Genomic DNA, 15,354 nt, shown 5'->3' with positions numbered 1-15,354 from the left:
TATGAATATTAAACAGTTAATTAAAAAATATACAATTAAAATTTATAAGAAATTAACACATATAATTCCAACAAGCAAGAAGATCATCATTTTCCAGAGTAGCAACGGAAGAAACTATACAGGAAATCCTCGTTATATTTATGAGGAGATGATCCGTCAGGGATTAGATAAGAAATATAAATGTATCTGGTTTTTATTTGATACAAGCATTGAGGTACCGGGGAATTGCAAGAAGATCAGAAATAACTATTTCCCATATTTCTGGTATCTGATGAGAGCAGGATTCTGGGTATTTGACAGCCGTCAGCCTAAGTACTGCAGAAAGAAAAAGAATGTAACATATATTCAGACATGGCATGGAACACCACTTAAGAAATTAGCGCTTGATATGGATCGTATGGATATGGGTGGAAGTACAAACATCGAAGGATATCACAGAAAGTTTCTTGCAACATGCAACGACTGGGATTACCTTGTATCACAGAATAGTTTTTCAACAGAGATTTTTAAATCTTGTTTTGCATTTAAAGACAGACCGATCCTTCAGATTGGATATCCAAGAAATGATATTCTGATCAGAGATAACAACAAAGAAAAGATCAAAGAGTATAAGAAGAAACTTGGATTACCATTAGACAAGAAGATTATCTTATATGCTCCAACATGGAGAGATAATGAGTACAGTGTCAAAGGAAAATACAAATTTGTATCCAAACTTGATTTTGATAAGGCGCAGAAAGAATTATCTGATGAATATATTTTCATCGTAAAATATCATTATCTTGTATCAGATAAGATCGACTGGAGTCCATACAAAGGATTCGTTTATACATTTGATGAGACAAAGGATATTGCATGGCTCTATCTTGTATCAGACATGATGATCACAGACTATTCTTCTGTAATGTTTGATTACAGTTTATTAAAGAGACCAATGTTATTCTTTGCATATGATTTGGAGAATTATAAAGAAAACCTTAGAGGATTCTATTTTGATTTCGTTGAAGAGGCACCAGGGCCAATTTCTAAGAATACAGACCAGCTGATTCAGGATATCAAGACTTATGATCCATCACAATGGAAAGAGAAATATCAGGCATACAGTGCAAAATACAACCATGTCGATGATGGACATGCATCAGAGCATATTGTTGATCTGATTAAGAAGAAAAGCAGATAAATAAATTTGTCAGGAGGTTTGAAAACATTATGGTAACGATTCTGTTAGCGACATTGAATGGAGAGGATTATTTAAAGGCGCAGTTAGAATCAATTGCAGCTCAGACCTATGAAAACTGGCAGCTGGTCGTTGGGGATGATGGTTCTACCGATGATACGATCAGTATTATAGAAGAATTTAGCGAGAAACATCCAGATCAGGTAACGATCATAAAGAATGATCCGCCGCAGGGAAGTGCCAAGGATAACTTCATTTCCCTGTTGCGTAATTCCTATGGACCATATTTTATGTTTTGTGATCAGGATGACGTATGGAAACCGGATAAGATTTATCTGACATTACAGAAGATGGAGTCTTTGGAAGCACGTTATGGAGATAAGATACCGATTCTGGTACATTCCGACCTTTCTGTGGCGGACAGCAATCTGGAGATGATCGCAGAATCATTTTTCCAGTATGCAGATATTCCAAAGAGAATTGTGTTAAATCAGCTGATGGTACAGAATTCAGTGACCGGATGTACTGTGATGATCAATCGATGCTTACAGCAGTATTTTCTGCGGGAACTTCCAATTTCCAAGATCATTATGCATGATTACTGGGCAGCATTGATTGCGAAAGTCTTTGGTAAGATTGGATTTGTCAATGAATCCACGATGTACTATCGCCAGCATGGCAACAATTCTGTTGGAGCCAAGAATGCTAAGAATCCGGTGTATTTATATCATCGTCTCAAAGAAGGCAAGAACAGTTACCGCAGGATGATGATCGAATCTATGGAGCAGGTACAAGGCTTTGTGGATACTTATGGAGAAGAGATAGACAGTCTGGACGTATACGAACTTTTGGCATGTTATGGTGAGTTATATTATAAAGGAAAGCTGCGTCGTTTAAGCTTCTACAAGAACAACCATGTATTAAAGGAAGGAAATGTCCGCAAGCTGATGCAGTGGCTGTGGGGATAAAGGGGATTTATGAAAAAAGCAGCAGGACTTATTGGGAAATATCTGGTTATGTATCTTTCCTGTCTGTTTCCAAGAAGCAGAAAGATCTATATATTTGGGGCGTGGCTGGGAGAGCAGTTTGCAGATAATCCAAGATATTTATTTCTGGAAGCACAGGAACACGATGATATCCGTCCAGTATGGATCACAAAAGACGAGAAGGTTTGTGCGAAGGTTCGAAAACTTGGCTATGAAGCCTATATGTTTAACAGCCTGAAAGGAATATGGATGCAGCTTCGAGCCAAATATGTTGTTGTATGCAATGGAATCAGTGATGTCAATCATACATTTATGGGACGTGCCGTGTTCTTAAATCTATGGCATGGGGTTCCATTAAAGAAAGTCGGATATGATGATGATAAAGTAAAGAACTGGGACAGCAAAGGGCAGAAATTAAGACGAGCGATTCAGGAGATTCCATTAGGACGAGAATACGTTGTTGCAACCAGTGATTTTTATGCAAAAATCTACGAAAGTGCATTCCGAAGAAAACCAGACCACATTTTAACACTGGGCCAGCCAAGGAATGATGTGTTTTATGATAAGAATGGAATGTTTACACCATCCCATCAGTTAGAGAAAGCAGCTAAGGGTAAGAAAGTTGTTCTTTATGCACCAACACACAGACAGGAAGGGAAAATAGTCTTTCCATTGAGGAAACAGTTTGATTTTGAGAAGCTGAATCAGTGGTGTGTAGAGCATAATATGGTATTTGTTATACGTCGCCATTTCTATCATAAGAATGAAGAAGTTGATTTCTCAATGTATTCTAATATTACAGATATCACGAAGAAATCCATGGATATTCAGGAGATTTTAATGGATACGGATATTCTGATCAGTGATTATTCAAGCACTTATATTGACTATCTGTTGTTAGATCGTCCGTTGATCTTTTATAACTTTGATTATGAAGATTATCTTCAGAATGATCGTGAGATGTATTATGATTACGACGAAGTAACACCGGGTTATAAGGCGGCGACGTTTGATGAATTAATGACGGAATTAGATAGTATCGCGAAGGATGAAGATCATTTTGTTGAAGAGAGACAGAGAGTCAGAGATTTGTTCTATTGTAAAGATGGACAGCAGATGGTTGGGGAGAAACTTCTTGAATTCCTGAAAAATATAAAATAGAACGATAAAATAATCGGCAGGATTTATATATAGAATCCTGCCGATTTATTATATAATTTTAATACCCAACCCGATAAATAATCTTCTGATTAATCCTGCTCAATTCATCACTAACCTGATAATCTTTTGTACCAAACAGATACTCATGAGCGCGGATCGCATTTTCTTTCAGTGTTGTTGGAAAACCATAATAACTTCCATAATAACGCATCTCTTTCTGATTCCAAGGGAATCCTTGCTGGTCTTTAATATTATATTTAAATACAGATAACACCATCTTAAATAATTCATCCTGACTCATATTTGTCTTAACCTGTGGAAGTACTTCATCCATAACAGACATCATTTTTAAAGGATTTTTCTTACCCTTTTCGAAAATTTTCTCAAGAACCTCTCTTTGTCTTCCAGCTCTTGCAAGATCACCCCCGGCTGTATAACGGATTCTGGAATAAGCAACGGCCTGATTACCATCAAGCGTGTAAGTTCCGGCACTTTTGATCGTAGAAGAATTACCACCATTGATACGGTTCATATCTTTAATATAAGAATTCAAGTTCTTTATAATACTTTTATCAACATTTACTTCAATACCACCAACAGCATCGACGATATTTGCAAGGATCTTAAAGTTTACAGTTGCATATTTTTCAATATTCAGATCGAGATTACGATTGATCGTACTGATGGCAAGTTCTGGACCACCCCATGAGTAGGCTGCATTTATTTTACTGTATTTTCCATTGATGCTTAAAAATGTATCACGGTAAATAGAGAGCAGTTTTACTTCTTTTGTGGAATTATTGATGCTTACAACAATGATCGAATCTGAGCGGTTACCTCGGTCAGACATACTTCCTGTCTGTGAATCAATTCCGAAGAAAGCATAATTGGTATAATCCTTCATGTTGTTGTCATTATCGACGGTGACAAGCTGGCTTTGATCCAGCGCTTTTGTCTGAACTTTGCCAAGCTTTGAATGAAGCATAAAAACAACAATTCCGATAAGTACTGCGATCAGAAGGATCAGTAAAAATAAGAAACGAATTGGTGATAGCCGTCTTTTTTTAATATGTTTTTTATTTGCCATAAAGTAGTTCCCCCTTTAAACAAAAAACGGATGAAAATGTCCATCCGTTTTGTTATTAATATGCATTTTTATTGACAAATCCTTTAAAGAATGTAAGAAATAAAATCTTGATATCAAGTCCTAAAGACCAGTTCTCGATATAATAAAGGTCATGTTCGATTCGGCTTCGGATGGAAGTATCACCGCGGAATCCGTTGACCTGTGCCCAGCCTGTGATACCAGGACGAACCTGATGTTTGATCATATAGCGAGGAATCTCTTCTTTAAACTTCTCAACAAAGAGTGGACGTTCTGGTCGTGGACCGATCAGACTCATATCACCTTTTAGTACATTCCAGAACTGTGGAAGTTCATCAAGGCTTGTCTTACGAATGATACGTCCGACAGGTGTAACACGGGCATCATTCTTGGTTGTCCATTCCTTGGCTTCTTTCTTTGGATCCTGAACTCCCATGGAGCGGAACTTGTACATCTTAAATGGTCTATTCCCAAGTCCAATACGTTCCTGTGCAAAGAAGATTGGTCCCGGAGAACTCTTCTTAACAAGAATCGCTACAACGAGCATGATCGGTGAAAATAAGATCAGTGCCACAATAGAACCGATAATATCGATCAGACGTTTGATCATTCGGTTGACTGTATTGGTAAGCGGAACGTTACGGATATTAATAACTGGAAGTCCGTCAAGATCTTCCGTGTATGGGTTTGTCGAAATAAAGTTATAATAATCAGGTACAAACTTCGTATGAACACCAGACTTCTCACAGATCGCAACGATCTGTTCGAGTTTGTGGTATTCATTCAGGTTCAATGTGATCGCAACTTCATCTAAGGAAGACTTCTCAAGGTAAGCAGCCAGATCCTTTAATGTACCAATCTTCTTAATTCCACGGTATTCAAAGTTATCACTTACAAGATCATCAAAGATTCCGTGAACTTTAAGACCCCACTGTGGATTAGCTTTGATACGATCAATATACGCAGCAGCTGATGTACTGAATCCGATAAATACAGTATGTTTGATGTTCCTGCCTTTCTTGCGGTTTACCTTTAGAACCTTACGAATCAGATATCTTGAAAAGACACCAAAGATAAAGTTAAAGAAATAAAAAAGCAGATATAAGGAACGTGGAAAATTCTGAATCTGGAATACGGTGATCACAAAAGCAGAAACTCCAAGTCCGATCAGGTTTGCTTTTACAAGATTCACAAGTTCTTTTGATCCACGTTGATAACGTTTTGGAGTATAAAGTCCAAAAAAGGAATATAATAGAAGTAAAAAAATCAGTGAAGCGATCAATGGCTGCTGGTACTGATAGAATTCCTTATAATAACGGTTATACTCAAAAATCTCTTTATTCAACCAGAATCCATGAATAATCATCTTGAATCTTATATAATAGGCCACATATCCTGCAAGATAAATGCAGACAGCATCCATCACGACGTGCAGTCTGTTTAAATATGTTTGATTTTGCTTGATCATAGAAATAAATCTCCTTTTTTACTGCTTCTATTATAAGGGAAAAATAAAGATCGCACAACGAGAAATTGCCTTAACTTTTTCTTATTTTTAAGGAAAACGGAAAAAACTTCAATTTTTGAAAAAAACCATTTTTTTGTAACATATTAATCACATTTTTTACACATTTATAGGATATATTTATCTCATAAAGAAAAAACATACAAAGATCAGATATCGATCAAAGACAAAAGATCAAGATTGAAAGGAGAACATCAATATGGATGGATATCATACAAATCAAGACGGACAGTGGAAGACTTCTGATCAGTGGAGAGCTGAGGAAGCCAACACTTCAAATAAGAAACCAAAGAAATCAGGTAGAGGAAAATACGCAGCAAAGCTTGTGGCATCAGCAGTAGCATTTGGATTGATCGCAGGTCTTGTGATGCAGGGTGTTACTTATGGATTTTCAAAAGCAGGCATTGGAAATGGAGCAACACAGCTTGCAACGACGAAGACAACAAGCAGCAGTTCCAGCACAAGCAGTGAAGACCTTTCAGGAGTATCATCAAATGTTATGCCATCAATCGTTTCCATCACAGGAAAGTTTGAGACAACAAGCCAGAGTTGGTTCGGTCAGACACAGAGCAGCGAATCAGAAGGTGTTGGTTCTGGGATTATCATTGGGAAAAAAGATGGTAAGATCTTAATTGTAACGAATAACCACGTTGTTGCAGATGCGAAATCATTATCAGTAGGATTTGTTGATGGCAAGAGTGCAAGTGCAACGATCCGTGGAACCGACAGTGATGCTGATCTGGCGGTTGTAGAGGTTAATACAAAAGATATGAAAGCTTCTACATTAAAGAAAATCGCAGTGATCACACTTGGTGATTCTTCCAAGTTAAAGACAGGTGAGAGAGCGATTGCAATCGGTAATGCTTTAGGTTATGGACAGTCAGTAACTGGTGGATATATCAGTGCCTTAAATCGTCAGGTTCAGTTAACAGATAAGACAATGACACTGATTCAGACAGATGCAGCAATCAACCCAGGTAACAGTGGTGGTGCGTTATTAAATAGCAAAGGTGAACTGATCGGTATCAATACAGTCAAATATTCTTCTGAAGATGTAGAAGGAATGGGATATGCGATTCCAATCAACACAGCAAAACCGATCATCAATAAGCTGATCAAGAATGAAGCCACAAGTGAGAGTGAGCAGGCATATTTAGGAGTATCAGGACAGACGATCGACAGCTCAATGGCAAGTCAGTTTGATATGCCATCTGGTGTTTATGTACAGCAAGTGATCAAGAGCTCTCCAGCTCAGAAAGCAGGAATCAGTGCAGGTGATGTGATCGTATCAATTGATGGAAGCAGTGTTTCTACAATGGATGGATTAAAAGAGAAGATTTCGAACTTAAAAGCTGGAAAGAAAGTCAAGATTGTTGTAAAACGTCAGAATCAGATGGGAACATATGAGAAGAAGACATTGACAGTAACATTAGGAAAGAAATCTGACGCACCAAGCACAAGCAGCAATAGCGGAAGCAGTAACAGTAGCAATAGTGGAAACAGTAATAACAGCGGAAGCAGCAACAGTTATAACAACAATTATAATAATGAAAGTTCCGACAGCCAGTATTACAGCTATGGACAGTAAAATCAGTTGAAAAAATATTCAAACAAAGATACAATAAAATGGAACCCTGATCAAAGGCAGGGTTCCATTTTTTAGTCAGGAGAAGAAACCTATGGTTATGATCGAAATAGAAAATATCAAGAAATTCATGGCAGGATTTTTAGGAGGAAATCTGTTTGATGATTTTTTAATGAGCGAAGGAAAACTTTCTATGAATATCGCATATGAATTTGATGGGAAGATATTAAAAGAATTTTATGATACTGAAGAATGGGAAGAAATGAAAACCTATCCCTACGTGATGTGGCAGGAAGAGAAAGAAAAGATCTTTTCACTGGTAAAAGGTAAGAAAACACCTCTGTCATTTCAGTTTGTCATGATGTTAAAACTAGATCTTGTCAGCGATATCCTTGCAAAATACAACCTAGCGATCAGAGAAGACGAAGTCGCAGGACTTTTCATCAATATCTTATATGACCGACAAGGATTAAAATGCACGGCTGGTGTTTCAAGAAAGACGTTTGTCCTTGATAAGACATTAGAAGAAGCATGGGATCAGGAAGTAAAAGAGAGATTTTTGGAATTTTTATAAGATAAATTAAAAATTTTTTTCATAAAAAATGTAAGTATATACTATAACTTGTGCCACTTTTTAACAAAGTATCTGTAGATTTTTTCACAAACTTATAGGCAAGATCCACAAAGAAACTTAGTTTGTATGTTTCTTTTTCAAAAGATATATGTTAGAATAAGTAGTAATGAATACCAGATAAGAAAGTTGTAAAAAGGAGATACGAATATGAGTTTTCATATTGTTTGTGACAGCTGTACGGATTTGACAGAAGAAGATATTAAAAAGGGATGTTATACATGGGTGCCATTAACCTTATTAGTGGACGGAGAAGAGATTATAGATGATGAAACATTTGATCAGGCAGACTTTTTAGCGAAAGTAGCAGCCAGCAAAGAATCAGTCAAATCAGCATGCCCAGCACCAGAAAGTTACATGGAAGCTTATTCCAAGGCGGATGATATTTATGTTGTAACATTATCTGCAGAATTAAGTGGATCATATAACAGTGCGGTACTTGGAAAGACCCTCTATGAAGAAGACCATGGAAAGAAAAATATCCATGTAGTAAACTCAAGAGGAGCTGCTACAACACAGGTATTGATCGCACGTAAGATCTATGAATATGCAAGTCAGGGAATGCCATTTGAAGAAGTAGTTGAGAAGATTGAAGAATACACAACAAGTCTTAGAACATATTTTGTTTTAGAGACATTAGAAGTATTAAGAAAGAACGGAAGACTATCAAGACTATCAGCAACGATCGCAAGTGCACTGAATATCAAACCAGTCATGATCGGAACAAGAGATGGCGTCATTCAGAAAGCAGGCCAGGCAAGAGGAATGAAGAAAGCACTCGCTAAGATGGTAGAACATATGGCTAGTGAAGGAAGAGACCTTTCAGGAAGACAGTTTGTGATCTCACATTGCAATTGCTATGAGAGAGCTGTATTTGTAAAAGAACTGATTCAGAAGAACTTACATGCCCAGGATGTAGATATTGTTGATACTAAGGGAGTTAGTAGTATGTATGCATGCGATGGGGGAATTATAGTTTCTTACTAAAATTTTAATTTTGTAATTGGCCAACTGTAGATTTCGAGTATATGATAAAAAATAAATAAGCAACCGTAGCGCTTTCGGTTGCTTATTTATTTTTTATCATATACCAGAAGGCTATCAAATCGCAATTTCTTTGTTATGAATTTAACGTTATAATGCACAAAAAAGAAACCAATTGTTACGAATTTAACGTATATAATGCACAAAAAATGATTGAATTGCTCGAAATTCTCCGCTATAATTGAAACCAATATACTGATATAGAGGAATTAAGGAGGATGAGTCATGAGTCGTTTAGAATTAAGGACTCCAAACCAGGCACAACTGGTTGTGGAAGGACTTTATAAGGATCTGGAACGAAGAATCGAGTCAAGCCCGCCGGGGTTGTGTCCAGTAGATATGTCCAGAGCATTTTTAGAGATTTGTCATGCACAGAGCTGTGGAAAGTGTGTTCCATGTCGTGTGGGACTAGGACAGCTTAAGAATCTGATCACAGATGTCTTAGATGGCAAAGCAACGATCAGGACATTGACAGCAATTGAAGAAACAGCAAAATCCATTATGGAATCAGCAGATTGTGCAATTGGTTATGAGGCAGCCAATATGGTATATAAAGGAGCTATTGGATTTAAAGATGATTATGTGGAACATATTATGTATCATCGCTGCTTAAGTACATTAAAACAGCCAGTACCATGTGTATCAAGATGTCCCGCAAGAGTAGATATTCCAGGATATATTGCACTGGTGCGTGAAGGAAGATATGAGGATGCGATCCGTCTGATCAGAAAGGATAATCCTTTCCCTACAACATGCGGATTTATTTGTGAGCATCCATGTGAGGCATTATGCCGTAGAAATATGATCGATGATGCCGTAAATATCCGTGGATTAAAACGTATGGCAGCAGATGCAGCAGGTTATGTTGCACCACCTGCGTGTGCAGAATCTACCGGTAAGAATATCGCTGTTGTTGGTGGTGGACCAGGTGGATTAAGTGCAGCTTATTTCCTACAGTTAATGGGACATCAGGTAACAGTATACGAGATGCTTCCAAAACTTGGTGGAATGTTACGTTATGGAATTCCAAACTACAGACTTCCAAAAGAACGCTTAGATGATGATATTCAGGCAATCTTGGATACAGGAGTAAAAGTAGACTGTGGAAAATCCATTGGTAAAGATTATTCCATTGTGGATTTAAAAGAAAAGTATGACGCAGTACTGATCACGATCGGTGCAAGTACAGATAAGAAGTTAGGACTTGACGGAGAAGATGCTAAAGGTGTGATCTCAGCAGTACAGTTCTTAAGAAATGTTGGATACGGAACGCAGGAAAGTTTAGAAGGCAAAGAAGTCGCCGTTATCGGTGGTGGAAATGTATCTATGGATGCGGTTCGTACATCCGTAAGATTAGGTGCGAAGAAAGTAAGCATTGTATATAGAAGAAGAGTCGCAGATATGACAGCCCTTCCAGATGAAATTTCAGGTGCGGAAGCAGAAGGTGTTGAGATCAAAACGCTGATGGCACCTTCAAGAATTGAGAAAGACGAAGAAGGCAATGTCAAAGGTGTATGGGTAACTCCACAGATGATCAGTAACATCAAGAATGGAAGAGCCTCTGTAAAACCAACAGGGGAAGAAGATATATTTATCCCATGTCAGGCATTGATCGTAGCGATTGGTCAGGATATCGAATATCAGCATTTTGAAGAAGCAGGAGTTCCAGTGCAGAGAGGTAAGATCAATGTAGAGAAATTCGGTGGATTCGAAGAAATGCCTGGAGTATTTGCAGGTGGAGATTGCGCAACAGGTCCATCTACAGTGATTTCTGCGATCGCAGCTGGTAAAGTTATTGCAGCAAATATTGATGAATATCTTGGATATCACCATGAAATTACAGCAGATGTTGAGATTCCAGAGCCAAAATTAGAAGATAAACCAGCATGTGGAAGAGTGAATCTTACAGAGAGAGAAGCCGGAGAGAGAATCAAAGATTTTGAAGGAATTGAAAACTGCATGACAAGTAAAGAAGCATGTCAGGAAGCTGGACGATGCTTACGTTGTGACCACTTTGGTTACGGAATCTTTAAAGGAGGGAGGGCTACCAAATGGTAAATATTACAATCGACAACCATACGATCGCAGTTCCAGCAGGTACAACGATCATGGAAGCAGCTGCCTCCATCCATATTCCAATTCCAAAACTTTGTTATTTAAAAGATATCAACGAGATTGGTGCCTGCAGAGTCTGTGTAGTTGAGATCGAAGGTCAGGATCACCTTGTAACATCATGTAACAACGTGGTTGAAGAAGGAATGACGATCTATACAAACAGTCCAAAAGTAAGAAGAAATAGAAAACATACGGTAGAGATGATCCTTTCCCAGCATGATACACAGTGTGCAACGTGTGTAAGAAGTGGTAATTGTACGTTACAGACCATTGCAAATGATTTGAATGTTGTGGAAAGTCCATATAAGAAGGAAATCTGTGTAGAAGAGTGGGATACAAGATATCCACTGGTGCGTGATGCAAGCAAATGCGTCAAATGTATGCGTTGTATACAGGTGTGTGATAAGATTCAGGGAATGCATATCTGGGATGTATCTGGAACAGGAGCAAGAACAACGGTTGGAGTGTCTGGGAACAGAGATATTAAAACAGCGGATTGTGCATTATGCGGACAGTGTATTACACATTGCCCAACAGGAGCATTACGTGAACGTGATGATACAGAGAAATTATATCGTGCATTAGAAGATAAAGATACGATCGTTGTAGCTCAGATTGCGCCTGCAGTTCGTACTGCATGGGGTGAAAGTCTTGGATTATCAAGAGAAGAAGCAACCGTAGAGAAGATCGTAGATGCATTAAGAAAGATCGGGGTTGATTATGTATTTGATACAACATTTTCAGCAGACCTTACGATCATGGAAGAAGGAACCGAATTTGTAGAGAGATTTACAAAAGGTGATCTTGATATGTATCCAATGTTTACATCCTGTTGTCCTGGATGGGTAAGATTTATAAAATCCCAGTATCCACAGATGGCGAACAGATTATCATCAGCAAAATCTCCACAGGAGATGTTTGGAGCAGTGATGAAAACTGCATTTGCGAAGAAGATGGACATTGATCCAGACCGCATTTTTGCGTTGTCCATCATGCCATGCCTTGCAAAGAAAGACGAAAGAGAGAAACCATTATTCCATGGAGAGTTTGCAGGTCATGGAGTTGATCTTGTATTAACAACAAGAGAATTAGACCGACTGATCCGTGCAGACCACATTGATCCAAAGACATTAAAAGATTCTGCATTTGATGCTCCATTTACAGAAGGAACAGGAGCAGGAGTGATCTTTGGAGCAACCGGAGGAGTTATGGAAGCGGCACTTCGTTCTGCATATTACCTGATCACAGGAAAGAACCCAGAAGCAGATGCATTCAAAGAAATCCGTGGAGTAAATAAAAATGGATGGACAGAAGCGAAATTTGATATTGCAGGCAATACGGTAGAGATTGCAGTTGTTAGTGGACTTCAGAATACAAGAAATCTGATGGAAGCAATCCGTAAGAGAGAAGTACACTATCATTTTGTAGAAGTCATGGCCTGTCCAGGCGGATGTGTAGGTGGAGGCGGGCAGCCGATCCATGAAGGAAAAGAAATGGCGTCCGACCGTGGATCCAACCTATACTTCCTGGACAAGACTTCTCAATTAAGATTTTCCCATGAGAATCCAGATATCAAACATCTATACGATGAATATTTTGGATCACCGGGAAGTCATAAAGCACATCAGTTACTACATGTGCAGGAATAGCTGTTAATACCTTTTAATATTATAAAGAGAACCCATATATTTAGAAGATATAAATCCTAAATATATGGGTTCTCTTTATAATATTAAAATTTCGTTGATAAATGATGAAATTACCATCGTGGGTTATCCAATACTTTCATTTCACCGTCAATATCACAAACGATATGATGGTATCCTTTGGTTTCAATCGTTCCATAATCATGTCCGGCATTGGCATCAAATACATAAAAAGCAGTGAGAATCTCATCGCCGGTATTGATGGTACGATGAGCATATCCACGGGGAACATACAGTGCTTTTCCCTTCTCCATGCGTTCGACTTTCCAGTCGCCTTCAAGATTTTCAAGCATCATATATCCCTCGCCCTTTAATGTATAATAAACTTCTGCAGTATCCACGATCTGATGAAAATGCCCTTTGGTCATATAATATTCATTTCCAATCTTACCAGGATGGATCATCGTTGTGCCAAATGCAAGATCTCCGGCACGTTCCGGACATCCAAGTTCATAAAATTCATAGATCAAAGGATCATCATTCTTAAGAATTTCTTCAACTACCTGCTGGTCTTGATACATATCTTTCATCTGAGAAAGATAACGCTTTGTAGTCTCTGCATGTTTGGACAGACCGTCATTTAGATCAAAATCCAAAGTAAAAGCCTGATCCCAGTTAAACTGATTCATAAACAGCCTCCTAAAGAAAAAATTTTCTAAATCTTAAGTGCTAAATCTCAAGTGTGGAAACACCTTGTTCTTTCATCATAGCTTCGAAATCTTTGATGATCGTGACTCCAGCACTCGTACCGATACGTTCTGCACCGCATTCTACCATTTTCATAAATGTCTTGGCATCACGAATTCCACCAGCAGCTTTTACCTTAACTTCATTTCCAACATGTTCTTTCATTAATTTTACATCATCAAATGTAGCACCGCCAGTACCGAATCCAGTAGATGTTTTGATATAGTCAGGTTTCACTTCCTTTGCAATTTCGCAAAGCTTGATCTTCTCATCATCATTTAGATAACAGTTCTCAAAAATAACTTTGCAGGTAACATCTTTTTCATGACAAGCAGTAACGATCTGAGTCATCTCATCTTTGATATAATCCCAATTACCAGCCTTGATCTCTGTTTGATTCACAACGTAATCGATCTCATTTGCCCCATTTGCAATGGCATCTTTTGTATCAAAGACTTTGGAAGCAATTGTTGTCTGTCCCAGAGGGAAAGAAATAGCAGCTCCTATATGAATATCGGTTCCGTTGAGTAATTTTGCACATAATCCAGACTGTACCTGATTGATCGCTACCATGGCAAAATGATTCTCTTTCGCTTCATTACATAAGATTTTCATGTCATTTGGAGAAGCATCCGTATGTAAATTCGTGTGATCGATCATTCTTGCAAGATTATCTAATGTATATGATTTCATAAAAACCTCCTGTTTTTTCAATATGTTTACTTCATGTTAATTAAAATATAACATTATGTAATTATTATGTCAATATTATGTAAATGAAATAAAAGGAAATAAATTGACATAATATGAAAAATTCGATAAAGTGATGTAAGTGTCAAAAATATCAATTGCGTAGCAAAGAAACAATCCAGATATACCATAAAGTAAAAGAAAGAGAGTATAAAATGGGAGCATTTTATTTAGATATAAAAAAAGATTTATTAGATAAGATTTTAAGCGGAGTCTATCCACAAGGAAGCATTATACCAAATGAATATGAATTGGCAGAAATCTACAAAGTCAGCCGTCCAACGGTCCGTAAGGCAGTACAGATCTTAGTAGGTGAAGGCTATTTAGAGAAACGAAAAAAAAGAGGAACGATTGTATGTGATCCAACGATCCGCCAGGAATTTGCACAGGTGATTCAGACATTTGATCAAGAAGTGAAAGAAAAAGGACTTACCCCATCAACGAAAGTCCTGACATTCAAAAAAGAAAAGGCAGAGGAGGAAGTCTGTCAGAAATTAAATCTGTCAGAAACAGAGAAAGTATATAAACTGGTAAGACTAAGATACATCGATGATCAGCCAAATGTTTTGGTTACAACGTATGTGCCATGCAGGCTGTTTGAACACTTATCAGACATTGATTTTGAAAAGGAAAGTCTGTATCAGACATTTCATAAGGAAGGAAGAGATATTACATCAATAAAACGAAAGTTGGACGTGATCCTTGCAGATGAAACATGTGCTGATCTTTTAGATATCAAAAATGGAGATCCTTTATTTTATTTTCATTCCACAGGATACGATGTAACGCATACAGTCATTGAATATTCTATTGCGAAATACAGGGGTGATCGAAACAGTTTTGTGTTTGAACTTTCGAACACTGTGTATTATTCTTAATACA

At 37.7% G+C, this 15,354-nt stretch carries 13 protein-coding genes; 9 read left to right on the top strand and 4 right to left on the bottom strand.

Features of this window, described 5'->3' with window-relative positions:
* The first annotated feature begins 1 nt into the window (after position 1).
* Genes OCV53_RS00320 through OCV53_RS00310 form a run of 3 tightly spaced genes read left to right on the top strand, consistent with a single transcriptional unit; the run spans position 2 to position 3,324 of the window.
* Positions 2-1,180, top strand: coding sequence for a CDP-glycerol glycerophosphotransferase family protein (locus OCV53_RS00320; RefSeq protein ID WP_242852073.1), 1,179 nt, complete (start codon positions 2-4; stop codon positions 1,178-1,180).
* A gap of 29 nt (positions 1,181-1,209) precedes the next feature.
* On the top strand, positions 1,210-2,145 hold the full coding sequence (locus OCV53_RS00315) for a glycosyltransferase family 2 protein (RefSeq protein ID WP_055196236.1): 936 nt from the start codon (positions 1,210-1,212) through the stop codon (positions 2,143-2,145).
* Positions 2,146-2,154: 9 nt separating this feature from the next.
* Positions 2,155-3,324, top strand: coding sequence for a CDP-glycerol glycerophosphotransferase family protein (locus OCV53_RS00310; RefSeq protein WP_055196235.1), 1,170 nt, complete (start codon positions 2,155-2,157; stop codon positions 3,322-3,324).
* A 58-nt stretch (positions 3,325-3,382) separates the two neighbouring features.
* Here the strand turns inward: OCV53_RS00310 and OCV53_RS00305 are convergent, their stop codons facing one another.
* Positions 3,383-4,411, bottom strand: a complete 1,029-nt coding sequence (locus OCV53_RS00305; protein ID WP_055196234.1) for an LCP family protein — start codon at positions 4,409-4,411, stop codon at positions 3,383-3,385.
* A gap of 55 nt (positions 4,412-4,466) precedes the next feature.
* Complete coding sequence (locus tag OCV53_RS00300; RefSeq protein ID WP_055196233.1) at positions 4,467-5,897, bottom strand: undecaprenyl-phosphate glucose phosphotransferase; 1,431 nt, start codon at positions 5,895-5,897, stop codon at positions 4,467-4,469.
* Between the two features lie 256 nt (positions 5,898-6,153).
* Between OCV53_RS00300 and OCV53_RS00295 the strand changes: the two genes are divergently transcribed.
* From OCV53_RS00295 to OCV53_RS00275, 5 genes are all read left to right on the top strand, one after another.
* The gene (locus OCV53_RS00295; RefSeq protein WP_055196232.1) at positions 6,154-7,542 is read left to right on the top strand and encodes a S1C family serine protease; all 1,389 of its coding nucleotides are present in this window, start codon (positions 6,154-6,156) and stop codon (positions 7,540-7,542) included.
* Positions 7,543-7,633: 91 nt separating this feature from the next.
* Positions 7,634-8,113, top strand: a complete 480-nt coding sequence (locus tag OCV53_RS00290; RefSeq protein WP_022375647.1) for a DUF5721 family protein — start codon at positions 7,634-7,636, stop codon at positions 8,111-8,113.
* Positions 8,114-8,320: 207 nt separating this feature from the next.
* Positions 8,321-9,157: a DegV family protein gene (locus OCV53_RS00285; protein ID WP_022375648.1), complete on the top strand. Its 837-nt coding sequence runs from the start codon at positions 8,321-8,323 to the stop codon at positions 9,155-9,157.
* Between the two features lie 282 nt (positions 9,158-9,439).
* A complete protein-coding gene (locus OCV53_RS00280; RefSeq protein WP_022375649.1) occupies positions 9,440-11,272 on the top strand; it encodes an NAD(P)-binding protein in 1,833 nt (610 codons plus the stop codon).
* A complete protein-coding gene (locus OCV53_RS00275; protein ID WP_055196231.1) occupies positions 11,266-12,978 on the top strand; it encodes a [FeFe] hydrogenase, group A in 1,713 nt (570 codons plus the stop codon). Before OCV53_RS00280 ends, OCV53_RS00275 begins: the two co-directional genes overlap by 7 nt.
* A gap of 110 nt (positions 12,979-13,088) precedes the next feature.
* Here the strand turns inward: OCV53_RS00275 and OCV53_RS00270 are convergent, their stop codons facing one another.
* Positions 13,089-13,664: a glucose-6-phosphate isomerase family protein gene (locus OCV53_RS00270; protein ID WP_022375651.1), complete on the bottom strand. Its 576-nt coding sequence runs from the start codon at positions 13,662-13,664 to the stop codon at positions 13,089-13,091.
* Between the two features lie 40 nt (positions 13,665-13,704).
* Positions 13,705-14,415, bottom strand: coding sequence for a deoxyribose-phosphate aldolase (gene deoC / locus OCV53_RS00265; RefSeq protein ID WP_055196230.1), 711 nt, complete (start codon positions 14,413-14,415; stop codon positions 13,705-13,707).
* Between the two features lie 212 nt (positions 14,416-14,627).
* On the opposite strand from deoC, the gene OCV53_RS00260 reads away from it, so the two are divergent.
* Complete coding sequence (locus OCV53_RS00260) at positions 14,628-15,350, top strand: GntR family transcriptional regulator (protein WP_055196229.1); 723 nt, start codon at positions 14,628-14,630, stop codon at positions 15,348-15,350.
* Positions 15,351-15,354: the final 4 nt, after the last annotated feature.

This window comes from Anaerostipes amylophilus, assembly GCF_025567365.1.
Taxonomy (GTDB): Bacteria; Bacillota; Clostridia; order Lachnospirales; family Lachnospiraceae; genus Anaerostipes; species Anaerostipes amylophilus.
The sequence above is the reverse complement of the archived record's forward strand: the minus strand, read 5'-3'. Positions and strand labels throughout refer to the sequence as shown.